At 51.5% G+C, this 16903-nt stretch carries 14 protein-coding genes; 2 read left to right on the top strand and 12 right to left on the bottom strand.

What is annotated here, in order from left to right; translation table 11 throughout:
* The first annotated feature begins 19 nt into the window (after nucleotides 1-19).
* The gene (locus ACQE3Z_RS00980) at nucleotides 20-1405 is read left to right on the top strand and encodes an amino acid permease (RefSeq protein ID WP_426971704.1); all 1386 of its coding nucleotides are present in this window, start codon (nucleotides 20-22) and stop codon (nucleotides 1403-1405) included.
* Nucleotides 1406-1827: 422 nt separating this feature from the next.
* On the opposite strand, the gene ACQE3Z_RS00975 is transcribed toward ACQE3Z_RS00980, so the two are convergent.
* The 12 genes from ACQE3Z_RS00975 to ACQE3Z_RS00920 form a co-directional block, all read right to left on the bottom strand.
* Nucleotides 1828-4215: a membrane-bound PQQ-dependent dehydrogenase, glucose/quinate/shikimate family gene (locus ACQE3Z_RS00975; protein ID WP_426971702.1), complete on the bottom strand. Its 2388-nt coding sequence runs from the start codon at nucleotides 4213-4215 to the stop codon at nucleotides 1828-1830.
* A 588-nt stretch (nucleotides 4216-4803) separates the two neighbouring features.
* A complete protein-coding gene (locus ACQE3Z_RS00970; protein WP_426971701.1) occupies nucleotides 4804-5556 on the bottom strand; it encodes an SDR family NAD(P)-dependent oxidoreductase in 753 nt (250 codons plus the stop codon).
* 149 nt (nucleotides 5557-5705) lie between these two features.
* Nucleotides 5706-6419, bottom strand: coding sequence for a GntR family transcriptional regulator (locus ACQE3Z_RS00965; RefSeq protein ID WP_426971699.1), 714 nt, complete (start codon nucleotides 6417-6419; stop codon nucleotides 5706-5708).
* 48 nt (nucleotides 6420-6467) lie between these two features.
* The gene (locus ACQE3Z_RS00960) at nucleotides 6468-7493 is read right to left on the bottom strand and encodes a proline racemase family protein (protein ID WP_426971697.1); all 1026 of its coding nucleotides are present in this window, start codon (nucleotides 7491-7493) and stop codon (nucleotides 6468-6470) included.
* A gap of 11 nt (nucleotides 7494-7504) precedes the next feature.
* The gene (locus tag ACQE3Z_RS00955; RefSeq protein WP_426971696.1) at nucleotides 7505-8986 is read right to left on the bottom strand and encodes an aldehyde dehydrogenase family protein; all 1482 of its coding nucleotides are present in this window, start codon (nucleotides 8984-8986) and stop codon (nucleotides 7505-7507) included.
* Nucleotides 8983-10257, bottom strand: a complete 1275-nt coding sequence (locus tag ACQE3Z_RS00950; protein WP_426971695.1) for an NAD(P)/FAD-dependent oxidoreductase — start codon at nucleotides 10255-10257, stop codon at nucleotides 8983-8985. Before ACQE3Z_RS00950 ends, ACQE3Z_RS00955 begins: the two co-directional genes overlap by 4 nt.
* Nucleotides 10258-10358: 101 nt before the next feature.
* On the bottom strand, nucleotides 10359-11237 hold the full coding sequence (gene dapA / locus ACQE3Z_RS00945; protein ID WP_426971694.1) for a 4-hydroxy-tetrahydrodipicolinate synthase: 879 nt from the start codon (nucleotides 11235-11237) through the stop codon (nucleotides 10359-10361).
* Between the two features lie 23 nt (nucleotides 11238-11260).
* Complete coding sequence (locus tag ACQE3Z_RS00940; RefSeq protein ID WP_426971693.1) at nucleotides 11261-11926, bottom strand: amino acid ABC transporter permease; 666 nt, start codon at nucleotides 11924-11926, stop codon at nucleotides 11261-11263.
* Nucleotides 11927-11936: 10 nt separating this feature from the next.
* Nucleotides 11937-12608, bottom strand: coding sequence for an amino acid ABC transporter permease (locus tag ACQE3Z_RS00935; protein WP_426971692.1), 672 nt, complete (start codon nucleotides 12606-12608; stop codon nucleotides 11937-11939).
* Between the two features lie 11 nt (nucleotides 12609-12619).
* Nucleotides 12620-13321, bottom strand: a complete 702-nt coding sequence (locus ACQE3Z_RS00930) for an amino acid ABC transporter ATP-binding protein (protein WP_426973023.1) — start codon at nucleotides 13319-13321, stop codon at nucleotides 12620-12622.
* A 185-nt stretch (nucleotides 13322-13506) separates the two neighbouring features.
* Nucleotides 13507-14352: a transporter substrate-binding domain-containing protein gene (locus ACQE3Z_RS00925; protein ID WP_426971691.1), complete on the bottom strand. Its 846-nt coding sequence runs from the start codon at nucleotides 14350-14352 to the stop codon at nucleotides 13507-13509.
* A gap of 211 nt (nucleotides 14353-14563) precedes the next feature.
* Nucleotides 14564-15466 (bottom strand): LysR family transcriptional regulator, encoded by a 903-nt coding sequence (locus tag ACQE3Z_RS00920; protein ID WP_426971690.1) that lies wholly within the window; start codon nucleotides 15464-15466, stop codon nucleotides 14564-14566.
* A gap of 99 nt (nucleotides 15467-15565) precedes the next feature.
* Between ACQE3Z_RS00920 and ACQE3Z_RS00915 the strand changes: the two genes are divergently transcribed.
* Nucleotides 15566-16897: an aspartate aminotransferase family protein gene (locus ACQE3Z_RS00915; protein WP_426971689.1), complete on the top strand. Its 1332-nt coding sequence runs from the start codon at nucleotides 15566-15568 to the stop codon at nucleotides 16895-16897.
* The last annotated feature ends 6 nt before the right edge of the window (nucleotides 16898-16903 follow it).

Raw genomic sequence — 16903 nt, 5'->3', positions numbered from 1 at the left:
CTCTTTTCAGGGCCTTGATATGCAACAACCTACGACACATCTGCTGCGCGGACTCAGTGCGCGCCACATCCGCTTTATTGCGCTGGGTTCCGCTATTGGAACCGGGCTGTTTTATGGTTCCGCCGCCGCTATTCAACTGGCGGGGCCTGCCGTGCTGCTGGCCTACCTGGCTGGCGGCGCGGCGGTATTTATCGTTATGCGTGCGCTGGGTGAAATGGCGGTGCGCCATCCTATCTCCGGTTCTTTTAGCAGCTATGCGCGTCACTATTTAGGGCCGCTGGCGGGCTTTATCACCGGCTGGACCTATACCTTTGAGATGATCATCGTTTGCCTGGCGGATGTAACCGCATTCGGCGTCTACATGGGGCTTTGGTATCCTGACGTGCCGCGCTGGATCTGGGTATTGAGCATTATCTGCTTTATCGGTGCCCTGAACCTGTGCCACGTACGGGTATTTGGAGAGATGGAGTTTTGGCTGTCGCTGATTAAAGTCGCCGCTATCTTTGCCATGATTATCGCTGGCGCAGGTGTGATCCTGTTTGGTTTCGGCCACAGTTTTCCCGCTACCGGCGTGGAAAATCTCTGGTCGCACGGCGGCTTTGCGCCGGATGGATTGGGCGGCGTCATCGCCTCGCTTGGTATCGTAATGTTTGCTTTTGGCGGCATCGAAATCATCGGTATTACCGCAGCGGAGGCACGCGATCCGCAAAAAGTCATTCCCCAGGCGATTAATACCATTCCCTTACGCATCATCCTGTTTTACGTCTGCACGCTGTTTATCCTGATGGCGATTTTCCCGTGGAACAGCATCGGACAACAGGGCAGCCCGTTTGTATTGATTTTTGATGGTCTGGGGCTGCCTGCCGCCGCCAGCGTGCTGAACATCATTGTGATTAGCGCTACCATCTCGGCGATTAACAGCGATATTTTTGGTGCCGGGCGCATGATGTACGGTATGGCGAAAGAAGGCATGGCGCCAAAAAGCTTTCTGCGTATCGCCAGTAACGGCGTGCCCTGGATGACGGTGGTGGTGTTGACGGTAGCGTTGCTGGCTGCGGTAGTACTTAACTACTTAATCCCTGAACAGGTGTTCGTGCTGATCGCCTCGCTGGCGGCCTTCGCCACAATTTGGGTATGGCTGATGATTCTGCTTTCCCACTTTGCCATGCGCCGCAGCTTATCCGCGCAGCAGCGACAGGAGATTCGCTTTCCTGTGCCGTTCTGGCCGGTCGCACCCGCGATCACGCTGCTGTTTATGCTGCTGGTCATTGGCGTGCTGGGTGCGGTGGCGGAAACCCGCCTGGCACTGATCGCCGGGCTGGTATGGCTGGCGATCCTGACCGCATTTTACTTTTGGCGGATTAAAAAACGGCTCAGGCCGATGGTGCTGGAGCAGCCTGAATGACCGTTGTGCACTCAGTTTTCCCAGACGCGCCAGTTAGGTAAGATTCGCAAATTAGCTGTTGCCTGCTGAACTAACGCCGAACCGGAAGCGTAGATAATAAGCTTCTTCAGCGCTTAATTATAAAGCCAGTGTCCTGCACTGGCTGATTTGCTTAATATTTCTGTAATGAAATCCGGCACGACACAAGCTCGCTTTGTGCGAAAAACACTGACAACAGTGGCGTCGCAGCCGGTGTATTAATCAACAGGCACGGATAAAGGTGAAATGCTCTTGCCCTGGATTAACAAGGACACCGGGCCGGTGAATGAGGGACAAAAAAAAGCCCGCATAATGCGGGCTTAGCTTTTTAGCGCTAATTAAAGCCGATGCCTAAAGCGGGTTTATCCTGCTCAGTCACCGACAAAAGCTAACGAGCATGCAGATCAAGGCAGACTATAGGCGATAATATCATCCCCGGTTTTCGGTGAATGCGGCGAACCGCCAGCAAAGATAACCACATATTGCTTGCCGGTTTTCTTCGATCGATAGGTAATAGGACCGCTCTGCGTACCTACAGGCAGCCTTGATTTCCAAACCTCTTCGCCGGTGCGGCTGTTGAAGGCGCGCAGATAGAAATCCTGGGTTCCGGCGAAGAAAATCAATCCTGAACGTGTTGCCAGCGATGGGCCAAGGGTCGGCATGCCAAGCGGCATTTTCAGGCCGACAGGGATCCCCAACGGGCCGGTGTCTTGTACCGTGCCAACAGGAACCTGCCAGACCAGCTTGTGCGTTTTAAGATTGATCGCCGAAAGTGTACCAAAAGGTGGTGCCTGGCAAGGTACGCCCAAAGGCGACATGAAGCGCTGACGCATAGAGCCGTATGGCAAACCTTTTTGCACTACGATACCCATTTCTTCACTGCTACCCAGCCCCGGCGGAATATCTTTAGCCGGCACCAGATAGTGATACAAGCCTAAACGTAGATCGTTCACGTACATCAGGTTGGTCGTGGGATCAACCGAGACACCGCCCCAGTTCATGCCACCCAGCGAGCCCGGATATTGAATCGCAGTATCTAATCCCGGTGGCGTGAAAATGCCGTCATAACGGCTTGATTTGAAGCGAATGCGGCAAATCAACTGGTCAAACGGGGTAGCGCCCCACATATCAGACTCAGTCAACACCTCATTGCCGATGCCCGGCATACCGGTGGAGTAAGGCTGTGTAGGTGAATAACGCTCGCCGGGTGCATTTCCTTGCGGTACAGGAAGTTCTTTAATGTCGGCGAGAGGTTTACCGTTACGACGATCCAACAGATAGATCATGCCAGTTTTAGAGACTTCCGCCAGCGCAGGTGTTACTGAACCGTCATCGTTAGGAATGTCGTACAGCAGAGGCTGTCCCGTAACATCAAAGTCCCATAGATCATGATGCACTGTCTGGAATGACCAGACTGGACGGCCGGTGGCCACATTCAATGCCACAACAGATGAACCATATTTGTCATCCAGCGCGGTTCGCTCGCCAGCATAGAAATCTGGCGTCGCATTGCCGGTAGGTAAATAAACCATTCCCAGTTCAGCGTCATACGACATGGCTACCCAAACGTTCGGCGTGCCGCGAGTATAGCCTTCCGGTGAAAGCGGCTCACGCGTAACTGCCGGATTGCCCGGATCCCATGCCCAAACCAGTTTACCGGTGACCGCGTCATAGGCACGTACTACGCCAGGCGGTTCGCCCGTTTCGAAGTTGTCGATAACACGACCGCCGACAATAACCAGATTCCCGGCAACCAGTGGTGCTGAAGACTGCTGGTAATATCCCGGCTTAACTTCGCCCATACCGACTTTGAGGTCGATAACGCCGTTATCGCCAAAGTTCGCTGCGGGTTTGCCTGTGTGCGCATCAATGGCAACCAGTCGGCCATCGCCGGTTGGGAAGAAGATACGCTGCGGGCTGATGGAAGCATCAAGCGGCTCACCGGTTGTGCTGGTTACATCTTTCGAAGTAGTCGCATCAAAATATGCAACGCCACGGCAGCGCTGATACTTTGAATTACCGCGGCCTGCGGTATAACGCCACTTTTCTTTGCCGCTATCGATGTCATAAGAGATCAACGAGGTATAGGCGGTACAGACGTAAAGACTGTCGCCGATTTGCAGCGGCGTATTCTGATCGGCAGCATCACCGGTGCCGGGAACCACAGCCTCGCCCGTATGGGCAGTCCAGGCGACCTTCAGATCCTTGACGTTTTCTGGCGTGATATCACTGAGCGCTGAAAAACGGGAGCCGTGATTGTCACCGGACCAGGTGTTCCAGTTCGCCGGCTCTTTATCCGTGCTCGCATCATCTGGCACAGGCAGTGATGCGATCTCGTCTGCATTCCTGATGATATTCTTGGGTTGAAACGAACTGATAAAGGTCCAGACAACACCTACCAGCATAACCGAGCCCAGGCTGCGTGCCCACAACTTCACCTTGCGGTTGTCGGTAAGCAAAGGCACCACGCTAAAAGCAATAACTACCGCGCCAGCACTTAATGCAAACAGACGCGAGAAGAGCGGCCAAAACGCCAGGCCGACATCCCATAACGCCCATACCGCGGTAAACAGTAGAGTCAGCGCGAATAATACGGCACCGGCTAATTTCCGACGGAAAATGGCTACACCACTTCCCAGCAACATCAGCCCGGCTAACAGGAAGTACCAGCTTCCTCCAAGCCATGCCAACCAGATACCACCTACTACAAAATAGATCCCGGCTAAGGCGGAAATAATTCCTACAATAGCCAGCCACCTTTGCCCCGCTTTCCCCGGGTTGCCTGTATTCACAACATCTTCCCAATCAAATTAAAATTTTTCTCTTCCGATTTCGAAAATTGGTATTAACCAATCATTTCCAAACCACCTGAACCATTCCCTTGCCCATACATAAAGCCGCTTCAATAAATTCCTTACACCAGCCTGCAGGCTAAACAGACGATTAGAAGAAGCCAGGAACGTATCTATCAAACTGCTGCTTTCTGCATGGTTTCCGTTGTGTACCGTAACGATTGAAACGTTGAATAGAGCCAAAAAGAAAACCCTACTTATGTATTCAATCTTGTACACAACAGCGGGTGGGATGATAAAGATCCCAACTTTGGGAAGTCAACAAAAAGTTAACAATCGTGAACACATACGTGTATTTGTTAAAATGATTCTGAGTATTATTATGCAAAGGTTAATTTTCGTCTCAATCCGGTGAAAATATCGGCAGACGGGCACACGGTGGGTAGAAAAATAAGGACATTATTCAGGCATGGGAAAAGCGCCGATTGTAATTATATCGGCGCGAGAGATGATGGCAGGGAAATTTTGCGCTTAATGCACAGGCTTCATTTCAATGGCAGGTAACGCGCGACTCGCCAGTTCGGTATGTTAGCGCACATAGTCAGCCCCGGTAATGTCAATGGTCGAACCGGTGGCATGTCGGCATCGTCCGCTCGCCAGAAAAGCGATCATCGCTGCGACATCGGAGGGCGGCGTCACTTCTCCCAAAGGCAGGTTGGCGGTAGCCGCTTCCTCTCCTATTTGCGCAATATGTTCTTCTGCCATGGCGGTGCGTACCCATCCCGGTGCCAGCGCATAGGCCAAAACGTTCTGCTGACCGTACCCTCGCGCAATACCTTTGGTTAGCGCCAACAGACCGCCTTTTGCTGCACCATAAGCCAGATGGTCTGGTCCGTCACCACGGTGAGAAGAGCGGCTGGCCATATTAATAATGATGCCACCGCCGCGTTGGGAGTAGTGTTCAATCGCCAGTCGGCATAGATCCGCAGGCGTACGCAAATTTACTTGTAGATTCACCTGCCAGCCGTCGTCCCAGGCAGCGGCGTCTGCAAGCGGGGATGCGCTATATACTCCCGCGTTATTCACCAGAACATCGATCTTTTCGCAGCATTTCAGTGCTTCATTCCAGAGTTTCTCTGCGGCATCGGGCTGCGACAGATCCTGTTGTACAAACTGGAGACGTTGAGGGTACTGTTCAGCCAGCTGCACTGCGCTCTGGCGATCGTGACCGTAATGACCAATCACCATCGCGCCTTCAGCATGTAGCGCTTTGACAATTTCACGGCCTATGCCTTTCGTGGCGCCAGTAACCAGAATGACTTTCCCGGACAGGTGGTGCATATTCATCTCCTTGTTGTCAGGTAACGACCCATGATGCGTTAATCACAACAATCTACGTTATCAATAAGGCGCAACATCTGGGTCGAAAGCCAGCGCGATAAAATTTCGGATCGTCGCGGCGCTCAGCTAATAGGGCTCCAACATCGGGATTAATATTGTAGTTCCATATCGCTCAGTAAGTTACGCTGCATAAAGGTCAGGAAGCGGTTCTGAAACAGCATAGTATGCTCATGAGCAACCCGATCGGCAGTTTCAGCATCTCCGGCTTTGATTGCGGCAATCAACTCATCATGATCGCGTCCCAGCTTTAGCGGTGTATCCTGACGTGTCATAAAGTCGAACTGCAGATGCTGAATCCGCTGGCCTTCAGAGAGCAGTTTTTCATAGTAGTTGGCCAGATAACTGTTACGCGCTGCAGCGGCAATAGCCAGATGAAACTCCTTATTTTTTTCAGCCATCGCGCTGAATTCGCCCTTGTAGACTTTCTCCATGTATATTTCATTGGCCGCCTCGATTCTGGCTATATCTTCATCATTACGATGTGTCGCGGCCAGCCGCGTTACCGCACGCTGCATCAGATCTAATGCGGTGATGTAATGAGGAAACTCTTCAATTTCAAACGGCGTAACAATGGCTGTACGGTTTGGAAGAATGGTTACCAGCCCTTCGCTAACCAGCCGCGCCATGGCATCGCGCACCGGAGAGCGCGACAGGCCAAACGTCGTCGCCAGCGAAATTTCATCCAGCTGCTCGCCATGTTTAAGTTGCAGCGTCAAAATTTGTTTGCGCAGCTCTTCATAAATATAGCGCCCGGCATGACGACGTCCGGTACTTTCTTCGCTACTGTTTTGTTTGCTCATCATTAAATTCCCTGTATCACGCCTGGTGAGCGCTATGATATTACAGACTTATCAGCATAACGCAGGACCCCAGGTATCGCTTAGCATAAAGCCAGCGGATAGCGGATCGTCAGGATCGATACCCAGTTGTTGAATGCCATAAACCCAGGCGCGCCCCGTCACACGCGGTAACACGGCCAGCTTATCGCCGACCTGCGTGCGGCCTCGCAGCTCCACCCTGAATTCACCATTAATAGTGGAACGGGAAGTCAGCTGATCGCCTATTTCAACCTGGCCACGAGCATCGAGCGTTGAAAGGTTAGCTGAGCTGCCGGTCCCGCATGGCGAACGATCAACGCGCCCCGGTGGTAACGTAGTACAGGTCTGCCAGGTCTTTTCATCAACACGATGACGAAACATTACATAGGCTATCTCATTGATTAAAGGCAATAAAGGATGACGAACCTGAATCTGTTGATTGATATAATGCCGGAACTCCACGCCATAGCTGGCCAGCGCACGTGCATTATCGGGCGATATCGATAGCTGAATTTGCTCGACGTCGATCAGAGCGTAGTAAACCCCGCCAAAAGCGATGTCCGCCGTAATGGTGCCGAAACCAGGGATCGTAAACTCATGGTCCAGTTGCTCCACAAAGGCAGGCACCATATCCAGGGAAACGCTAAGGCAGCGTCCGTCTGAACATGTCGCCACAGCGGTTACCAGACCGGCGGGCGTATCCAGTACCACGGTTGTTTCAGGTTCCTGCATAGCGATCATGCCGGTTTCAAGCAGTGCGGTCACCACGCAGATACAGTTGCTGCCAGACATGGGATGCGCCTTATCTGCCTGTAATACAATAAAACCGGCATGAGCGCCCGGTACGGTCGGGGGCAGAAGCAAATTTACGGACATCTGCAAACAACCGCGTGGTTCCAGAGTAACCATACGCCGCAGGCTGTCATCAACTTCGTTGATGTAATTCATTTTATCGAGCATGGTCGCGCCCTGGATATCAATCACGCCCGAGGTAATGACTTTGCCGATTTCGCCTTCGCAATGGACATCAATCAGCTGTAACGTTTTTTTCCAGCGCATCGCATTCTCTCTTATTTCAAATACCAGCCCCAGGGCTCCTGACTATCATAGCGAGTGATCTGTTTGATCTCTAAATAGTTATTAAGCCCCCACTCACCCAGCTCGCGTCCAATGCCGCTCTGCTTGTAACCGCCCCATGGTGCTTCAGTAAAAGTGGGCTGTGAACAATTGATCCAGACGATGCCGGCACGCAATTTGCGTGCGACGCGTTCAGCGCGCACCAGGTCGGAAGACATTACGGCAGCAGCCAGCCCAAAGCGTGAACGGTTGGCTGAAGCCAGCGCCTCCGCTTCATCATCAAACGGACGTATACATACTACCGGGCCGAAAATCTCTTCGCGCCAGAGATCGCTCTCTTCCGCTACATCAGTAAAAATGGTCGGCTGAAGGAAAAAGCCTTTTTTCTTTTCTTTCGGGCGTTTCCCACCGCTCAGCAGCGTTGCGCCCTGCTCCAGGCCCCGGTTAATAGCCTGCTGTACCTTTTCATACTGCGCCGCATTAACTAATGGCCCAAGCAGTACATCCTGTTCCATACCGTTGCCAATGCGAATTTTTTCAGCTTCCTGCACCAGTCGGAGCAATAGCGCATTATACAGGCCGCGCTGTACCAGCACGCGTGATGTTGCGGAACAGACTTCGCCTTTATTCCAGAAAATGCCGAACAGTATCCACTCTACCGCCTTCTCAATATCGCTATCATCAAACACGATAAATGCAGATTTACCACCGAGCTCAAGGCTAACATTTTTAATCTCTGCCGCTGCCGCCTGCATAATCCTGCGACCGGTCGGTACGCTGCCGGTAAACGCCAGCTTATCAACGCCGGGATGTTCAGTTAACGGCGCGCCCGCCTCGGCACCAAAGCCGGTAATCACATTTAGTACGCCAGGCGGCAGCTCCGCCTCACGCGCAATATCCGCCAGTTGCAAAGCAGTTAACGGCGTTACCTCAGAAGGTTTCAGCACGACCGTACAGCCCGCTGCCAATGCCGGCGCGACTTTCCATGCCGCCATCAGCATAGGGAAGTTCCAGGGAATAATCGCGCCACACACTCCAACCGGTTCTTTACGCGCCACAGAACTAAAACGATCGTCAGAAAGCGCTACGGTTTCCTCCTGACACTCGTCCAGCTTTTCCGCCAGGTCGGCGTAAAAATCGAAACAACCGGCGGCATCGCCAATATCCCAGAGCGCTTCCGGCAGTGGTTTACCGTTATCACGCACTTCCAACTCTGCCAGCATCTGCTGTTTATCCCGAATCAGACTGGCTATACGGCGAAGATAATCGGCCCGAGATTTACCGCTCAGACTGGGCCATTCGCCTTCGTCAAAAGCCCGACGCGCTGCCTGTACCGCAAGCTCCACATCTTCTTTCGTGGCAGCAGCCACCTGGGCAATTGCCACTTCGTGTGCCGGATCGATGGTATCGAAGCTGCCACCTTTAACCGGTATCACCCATTCTCCATTGATAAACAAACGGTTGGTAAAATTCATGCATGTTCTCCTTCCATAAAACGGTAAGCACTGAACGGGCTCAGATCCTGAGCAGTGGGACGTTGTACGGCGAGGTCAGCAATAAGCCGACCGGTGGTGGCCCCCAGAGTCAGCCCCAACTGGCCGTGACCAAAGGCCATCAGCACATTTTTCAGACGGCGCGAACGATCAATAATGGGTTTGGTATCGGGCAGGAAGGGACGATGGCCGACGCCAACCTCTTTTGCCGCGATATTCAGTTGCGGTACCAGCTGGCGCGCTTTCTGCAGGATGATGTCAGCGCGGCGGAAGTCCGGTTTAGCATCCGGTCCGGCGAATTCAATCGTGCCGCCGATTTGCAGCCCGCGCGTCATTGGTGTAAAGCAGAAGCCGCCATCAGCATAAATCACCGAATGACGAAACTCGACATCCGGCTGTGGCAGCAGGGTTTGATAGCCTGAAATACCGGTAAGCGGAACACGAACGCCCAACTGACGAAAAAAATGACGCGAGCCGGTTCCTGCGGCAATCACCACATGTTGCGCTGGCAGGATACGGCCATCACGCAGCTTAACGCCGTTCGCCTGCTGCTCTGTTTCAAGCAGCGAGGCGGCTTCAGTCTCAATTCGTATGCCGCCCTGGCGAATAAAAGCTTCGGTTAGCGCCGCGATAAAGCCTCTGGTATCGCTAACGGCGCGCCAGTCAGGAAACAGCAGACCATGGGAAAACTTCCCGGCCAGCGCCGGTTCAAGCTCCGCAATATCAGAGGCATTCAGGTTTTCAGTATAAAAGCCTAATGTTTCACGCAGTTGCAGATGCTTGCGCTCAGCTTCCAGTCCACGCAGCGTATCGAATACTTCTATCACCGGACGCTGCCCCATCAAACTTTTATCCGGGCACATTGCCAGTAATGGCGCATAATCGCGGTAAACTTCGTGCGTCAGAGTCGCCATCGCCTGCGCGATAGCATCGATCCGGCTGTGGCGGGCATTTGCAACAAAGCGTAAAAACCAGGGTAAAATGGTCGGAACGGCGGCAGGACGTAACGCCAACGGTCCCTTTTGATCCAGCAGCCAGCCCGGAATACGTTTTAAAATACCAGGTTTTGACAGGGGAATAATTTCACTAACCGCCATCTGACCACAGCTCCACTTTGCCGTACTGTCGCCCGGCTTAGCCGGATCGATAAGCCAGACCTGGTGTCCCTCTTTTTGCAGATAGAGGGCGCAACAGACGCCAACGATACCGCCGCCAATAACGACTGAATTCTGCTGAATCTGCTGTTTTGACATAGTTGTCACTCAATGTAGACGGCCGACAAAGCGGCGCGATTCAATGCTAAATAGTCTGTGGCGTCGTCCCTGACGCCTGAAACCTGCATGTACTGTTGGTTTTATCCCTGAGAAGCTTCAAAAACCTTACGAAACTCTGCTTTCTCTTCCGTGGTCAACGGCTGTAGCGGCATACGTGCATTACCCGCCTTAAAGCCAGCCAACTCACAGCCATACTTTACCTTCTGAATAAATTTTCCCGCTTCCATACTGGCCATAACCGGGAACAAAGAACGCATGACATTCTGGGCTCCGCTGAGATCGCCGCTGCTGAACTTACGATAAAAATCAACAATTTGATTAGGGAAGCAGTTAGCCGGCCCGCAAATCCAACTGCTGGCACCCCAGATAAAAAAGTCAAAGGCAACATCATCTGAACCACAGGAAAGTTGATAGTGCTCTTTATAAGCGTCGCCAATTTCAACAGCACGCAGTACGCTACCACTACTTTCTTTGATACCTACAACCCGAGGATGATCTTTAAATGCGTCCAGTACTTTGAAACCCACTTCAACATTGGTGCGGACCGGGTAGTTATAAAGCACCAGATTAATATCACTGAATTCATCAAGAATGGCGCGGTAATGGCCAATCAGTTCTTCCTGTGAGGGCAGCGCATAATAGGGCGGCGCAATCAGCAGGTTGTTGTAACCTGCATCCAGCGTCTGCTTTACCTGTTCCATGACTTCGCGTGTACAGGATCCGTTTGCGCCGGCAATCAGGGTGCCGCGATCGCCCACTACGGTTTTCACCGTTTTCAATACCTGACGACGCTCTTCATTAGTCAGCGCATAATACTCTCCCGTTGAACCCAGCGGCACAAAGCCGTTAACACCGGCGTTCAACTGATACTCCAGAATATTGGCTAATTGCTCATGATCGACCGCACCAGCATCGTTAAACGGTGTCACCAGGGCCGGTAAAATACCTTTCAGTTGCATATTTTTCTCCATTTATTCTTTGTTCAAAGGGCATAACGCCGTAACAAACGCGACTCGACCACGCCAACCAGGCGCGTTAAGGGGAATGCCACAACGAAATAGATCACCGCAACGGCGCTCAAAAACTCAACCGGACGCGCGGTACTGTTGGAAATGTTCTGACCGACAAACATCAGATCCGCGACGCCGACCGATGAAATCAGCGCGCTCTCTTTAAACAAACTGACAACGTTCGAGAGCAGTGTGGGTATTGCGCGCAGCATGGCCTGGGGGAAGATGACATAAAAAGTCTTAACCACCGGAGTCAGGCTCAGGGCCACGCAGGCATCATGTTGTTCGCCAGCGATTGATTTCAATGCGCCACGGAAGGTTTCGCTGGTTATTGCCGTCATATACAGCACCAGCGAAAGGGTCACACACACCCAGGGCGCGATATTGATGTGAAACACCACCGGAAAACAGAAAAAGACCCAGAAAAGCTGTATCAGCAGCGGCGTGCCGCGAAAAAATTCAACATAGAGCGTAATAAGCCAGCGTAAGGGACGCAGCGGCGACATACGCAGCAGGCTGACAACAAAACCAGCCGTGCTTCCTAACAGTGCGCAGCTTAGGGTAAAAGCCAGCGTAAGCCCCAGCCCCTGCAACAGGACCTGCCAGTAAGAAAAAACTTGTGAGAAATCAAGCGTCATAATCAGCCCCTTAACGTTCAGTAACTGCGTCCTGACGACGCTCGATAAAGGAAACCAGCCGCGAGATAGGTAGCGATAACGCGAAATAGATCAGCGCAATTAGCGAATAGATCTCCAGAGGACGGTACGTTTCCGTGGCAATATTTTTGCCGACGTACATCAGGTCGGAGATGGCAACGATGGCGACCAGCGCACTCTGCTGAAGAATCGAGATACCGTTGGTCATCAGTACCGGCAGCGCGCTACGGATCGCCTGCGGCAGCACGACATACAGCGTTTGCTGCAACCGGTTTAACCCCAGCGCCACGCTGGCGTCATGATGCTCACGCGGCACCGCCTGCACACCCGCCCGATAGGCTTCAGCGTTAAAAGCAGCTAGATTCAGGCCGAGCGCTAAAAAGCCCATATATATTGGATCAATAAACAGGTTAAATAGCATAGGGACGCAGTAATAAAACCAGACAATTTGCAGTAACACTGGCGTACAGCGGAAAAACTCAATAAAAAGCTTTGTTGGCCAGCGTAATAATGCAACAGGGCTCATTGCCATGAGACAGAGAATAAAACCTAACACCAGCCCCAAAACATTGGCAATCAACGCTAATTCCAGCGTTACTTTTAACCCGTCCCACAGCGCACCTGCATTACCTTGTAAGAAATGAAAATCAAACTGATAATCCATATTTCACCTCTTTAATCTAAATGCAGCACTTTTTCTAAAAACTCACGAGTGCGTTTTTCTTTTGGGCGGGTGAACAGCGTATCGGGATGACCTTGCTCAACGATTTTCCCATTAGCACAAAATACGACGCGAGAAGCAATGTGACGGGCAAAATGCATATCGTGTGTGACGATAATCATAGCCATTTTTTGTTCTGCCAACTGCATCATGACGCTTTGTACTTCTACCACCATTTCAGGATCGAGCGCGGAAGTGACCTCATCGAAAAGCATCAGTTCCGGCTCCAACATCAGGGCGCGTGCAATTGCCACGCGTTGCTTCTGCCCTCCAGAAAGCTGGCTGGGATAAGCGTTGAGCTTACTTTCCAGCCCAAAACGAGCCAGTAGTGCACGCGCCCTTTCAATCGCCGTTTTCTTTTCTATTTTATGCACTTTTACCGGTGCCAAAATAAGATTCTGTAATATAGAGAGGTGCGGAAATAGCGTATAGTGTTGGAACACCATACCAATTTTCTTCTGAATGTCGGCATTAACTATTTTGGCATGCTTGCTTTTATCACCAATGATATAACTCTGTTTTTGAAAATTTATTTCTCCACCCTGAATGCCTTCCAGTCCCATTAACACACGCAGCAAAGAACTCTTACCACTCCCGCTTGGGCCAATTATTACCAGCCGATCGTCATTTTTCATGGTGAGATCAAAATTATCCATCACTACCAGCTCACCATAAGACTTATAAACTTTATCCAACTGAATAAAGCTGCCTTTATGATATTCATTAATATAAATTGGTTGCTCATCTTGCAGACGAGCGGACGCCGCCGCGAAATGGGTTGAGGCACTCATGGTTATTCCTCCGCTGCGTGCGTAATGCACACGGGTTATAAATTTCAGGTTTAATTAGCGCCTGTTTTACCGGCGTTTGCTTCCATTGAGGCTTTATTTACCAGTGCGTCGATTTCACCAGTGGCACGCCGTTGCGTCAGATAAATATTAAGAACGTTCATATCCGCTTCTGTTACGGTGCGGGGTAAAGCAAAAGAGACACCCTGTTTAGCCAATGCCGGCTTCGGTAAAACTTCTTTAGCCCAGCCGGGATTGGCCAGCGCAAACAGGTGGTTGGTATCGCTGGCATCCACCAACACATCAGCCCGGCGCGCCATCAGTGCCAGTCGCGTTTCATCATTGCCCGGCAAACGCATAATTTTGCCTTGTTTAACTACGGCGCTAATCGCTTTATCTTGCGCCGTTCCTGACATAACGGCGAAAATTACGCCCGGCTTATCATAATCAGCGATTTTATCGCCTGCCCCAGTGAGTTTGGGGTTGTCTTTATTGACCAGCAGCGATATCTGATAATCTTGCGCGGGTGCGGAAAAACCTACTGCCAGCGCCCTTTCAGGCGTCTGATTTAACGCCATCGCCATATCCCATTTATCGCTCTGTAATCCTGCAACCAACGTATCCCAGTTGGCATCAACAAATTGCACTTTTACTTTCAACACATCCTGGCCGAAATCGCGACACAGTTCAGCGAAATAACCGCTGTACTGACCCGTTTTCGGGTCGCGCATAACATAAGGCGCAGCCGATGCGGCTCCACAGCGTAATACGCCTTTTTTCTGGATAGTCTGCCAGTAATTGGCAGCGGAATGGGCTGCGGTTATCGTGCTAAAAAGCAAGGCACCAAGCGCCAGACGACAGGAAAACTTTTGAATATTTGACAGACAAACACGGACCATAAAGACCTCGTTCAGGCGTGAGTGTTGCGAACAGGAACAGTTAGGTGGTGCTTATACATCGTCACATGTATACAAATTTGTATGCAGTGATAACAGGGAGAATAGAAGCACAAAATTAACAAAGTCAACCAATATGGTTTACTTATCGTTAAAGTTTGAAGCCGATCGCTTGCCTGATGTGATCGGTTTCAAAGAATCAAATTCAACAGGTTTAGCGAGCAAGGTTCTGCAGGAAAACGTCGAGAATAGTATTTGGACGTCGCCCCTTTCGGGTGACAATGGCAATTTTACTGCTGAAGTTAAAAAATTCCGGTTTGATAGCGCGCATCAAATTTTTCCCAACCCACTGCGCCGCATAGTGATCGGGCAGAAAACCAATAAAACGGCCGGTAAGAATAAGGAAAGCGATACCTTCTCGATCTGAGGCAGTAGCGGTACAGTTGAGTCTTTGATGCATGCCAATAGTTTCAGCCGTCATGCGAAAACTGGGTGCAATGGCATCGTATTGTGCCAGTTCCTTGTCATCAGGCGTTTCCTGCAAAGCAAACAACGGATGCTGGCTGCTGCAATAAAGGTATGATTTTTCATCATAAAGCTGCGTATAGTCTAGCCCGGATATGGGTGACGTCAGCGGCAGCGCGCCCACATGCAGCCGTCCATCCATTAGGCCGCGTTCAATTTCAGCTGCGGTACACATGCTGAGGTTAATACGAATTTCCGGCCCTTTTTCCCGCAGCAAAGCCAGCGCCTGGGTAATTTGCATCATCGGCTGCGTCACCAGATTGTTGATAATGCCAATGTTAAATTCCCCGCGCAGTTGCTTGTGTAACTGATTGACCTGCTGCCTGAATGTCTCAATTGCTGCCAACAGCGTTTCGCTGTGACGCAATATTTCCCGACCTTCATCGGTTAAGGCAAAGCCGACACGTCCGCGCTGACAGAGGCGCATTCCCAGTCGTTTTTCCAGATCGCTCATATGCAGGCTGACCGCCGATCGCGTAATCCCCAACAAACCTTCCGCTGCCGAAAAGCTGCCGCATTCGCTTACCGTTTTAAAAATGCGCAGCAGTTTGATATCAAAATCCGTTACCTGGGCCAGAGATTTAGTTTTCATATAGGTGAGCAATTCCGTAACTAAAGGTTAGTTTAAATAGATTTAACTTAACCATAACTTAAATGCACACTCCTTCTGAACCTGTCGGGAGGAAAAAATATGTCTGAAGCCGTTAATACCGCCGCACTGAATTTAAAAGCGCACTGGATGCCTTTTAGCGCTAATCGCAATTTTCATCGGGATCCACGTTTTATTGTTGCCGCGCAAGGCCGTTGGCTGACCGATGATACCGGACGTCAGATTTTTGACAGTCTGTCAGGACTATGGACCTGCGGCGCAGGCCATACACGCAGCGAAATCCAGACGGCGGTAGCGAAGCAGTTGGGTACGCTGGATTACTCACCCGGTTTTCAGTACGGTCATCCGCTCTCTTTCCAGCTGGCCGATAACATTGCGCAACGCATGCCGGGCGATTTGAATCACGTCTTTTTTACCGGTTCTGGCTCGGAATCGGCGGATACGGCAGTGAAAATGGCGCGCGCCTACTGGCGAGCCAAAGGTCAACCGACAAAAACCAAACTGATTGGCCGCGCGCGTGGTTACCATGGAGTAAATATTGCAGGCACCAGTCTCGGCGGCATTGGCGGCAACCGTAAAATGTTCGGTCAATTTATGGATGTTGACCACCTCCCCCATACATTGCAGCCCAATATGGCATTCACCGCGGGCATGGCGGAAACAGGCGGAGTGGCACTGGCCGACGAGATGCTCAAGCTGATTGAACTGCATGACGCCTCCAACATTGCCGCCCTGATTGTTGAGCCGCTTTCTGGCTCAGCAGGTGCTCTTATTCCACCGCAGGGCTATCTGCAACGACTGCGCGAGATCTGTACTCAGCACAACATTCTGCTGATATTTGATGAGGTGATTACGGGTTTTGGTCGCATGGGACGGTGGACCGGTGCAGAATATTTCGGCGTCACGCCTGATATTCTCAATTTCGCTAAACAGGTTACCAATGGCGCGATCCCGCTTGGCGGCGTGGTCGCCAGCAGTGAAATCTATAACACTTTCATGTCTCAGCCGCTGCCGGAACATGCCGTGGAATTTAGTCACGGTTATACCTACTCCGCGCATCCGGTCGCCTGTGCCGCCGGGCTGGCCACGCTCGATCTGCTGGAAAGCGAATCACTGATTGCGCAGTCTGCTGAACTTGCTCCCCATTTTGAACGTACCCTACACGGCCTGCGCGGCTGCCCGCACGTTCTTGATATTCGCAATTGCGGACTGGTTGGCGCTATTCAACTGGCATCGCGCGAAGGTGATGCCACTGTGCGTCCTTTTGATGCTGGCATGGCGCTGTGGAAAGCGGGGTTCTATGTCCGTTTTGGCGGCGATACCTTGCAATTTGGTCCGATGTTCAATACGCAGCCAGCCGAGCTGGATCGCCTGTTTGACGCCGTGGGCGAAGCGCTGCATCACATTAATTAAGGAGCA

The sequence above is a fragment of the Pantoea sp. FN0307 genome, assembly GCF_050113815.1.
GTDB lineage: Bacteria > Pseudomonadota > Gammaproteobacteria > Enterobacterales > Enterobacteriaceae > Mixta > Mixta alhagi.
Note: the sequence above shows the minus strand (reverse complement) of the source record. Positions and strands in the feature narration are given on the sequence as shown.

Excerpts from the sequence above, each read along its gene's own strand:
- ACQE3Z_RS00980 (WP_426971704.1), top strand. The coding sequence starts at position 20 with ATGCAACAACCTACGACACATCTGCTGCGCGGACTCAGTGCGCGCCAC.
- ACQE3Z_RS00970 (WP_426971701.1), bottom strand. The coding sequence starts at position 5,556 with ATGCACCACCTGTCCGGGAAAGTCATTCTGGTTACTGGCGCCACGAAA.
- ACQE3Z_RS00965 (WP_426971699.1), bottom strand. The coding sequence starts at position 6,419 with ATGATGAGCAAACAAAACAGTAGCGAAGAAAGTACCGGACGTCGTCAT.
- ACQE3Z_RS00960 (WP_426971697.1), bottom strand. The coding sequence starts at position 7,493 with ATGCGCTGGAAAAAAACGTTACAGCTGATTGATGTCCATTGCGAAGGC.
- ACQE3Z_RS00955 (WP_426971696.1), bottom strand. The coding sequence starts at position 8,986 with ATGAATTTTACCAACCGTTTGTTTATCAATGGAGAATGGGTGATACCG.
- ACQE3Z_RS00950 (WP_426971695.1), bottom strand. The coding sequence starts at position 10,257 with ATGTCAAAACAGCAGATTCAGCAGAATTCAGTCGTTATTGGCGGCGGT.
- dapA (WP_426971694.1), bottom strand. The coding sequence starts at position 11,237 with ATGCAACTGAAAGGTATTTTACCGGCCCTGGTGACACCGTTTAACGAT.
- ACQE3Z_RS00940 (WP_426971693.1), bottom strand. The coding sequence starts at position 11,926 with ATGACGCTTGATTTCTCACAAGTTTTTTCTTACTGGCAGGTCCTGTTG.
- ACQE3Z_RS00935 (WP_426971692.1), bottom strand. The coding sequence starts at position 12,608 with ATGGATTATCAGTTTGATTTTCATTTCTTACAAGGTAATGCAGGTGCG.
- ACQE3Z_RS00930 (WP_426973023.1), bottom strand. The coding sequence starts at position 13,321 with ATGGATAATTTTGATCTCACCATGAAAAATGACGATCGGCTGGTAATA.
- ACQE3Z_RS00925 (WP_426971691.1), bottom strand. The coding sequence starts at position 14,352 with ATGGTCCGTGTTTGTCTGTCAAATATTCAAAAGTTTTCCTGTCGTCTG.
- ACQE3Z_RS00920 (WP_426971690.1), bottom strand. The coding sequence starts at position 15,466 with ATGAAAACTAAATCTCTGGCCCAGGTAACGGATTTTGATATCAAACTG.
- ACQE3Z_RS00915 (WP_426971689.1), top strand. The coding sequence starts at position 15,566 with ATGTCTGAAGCCGTTAATACCGCCGCACTGAATTTAAAAGCGCACTGG.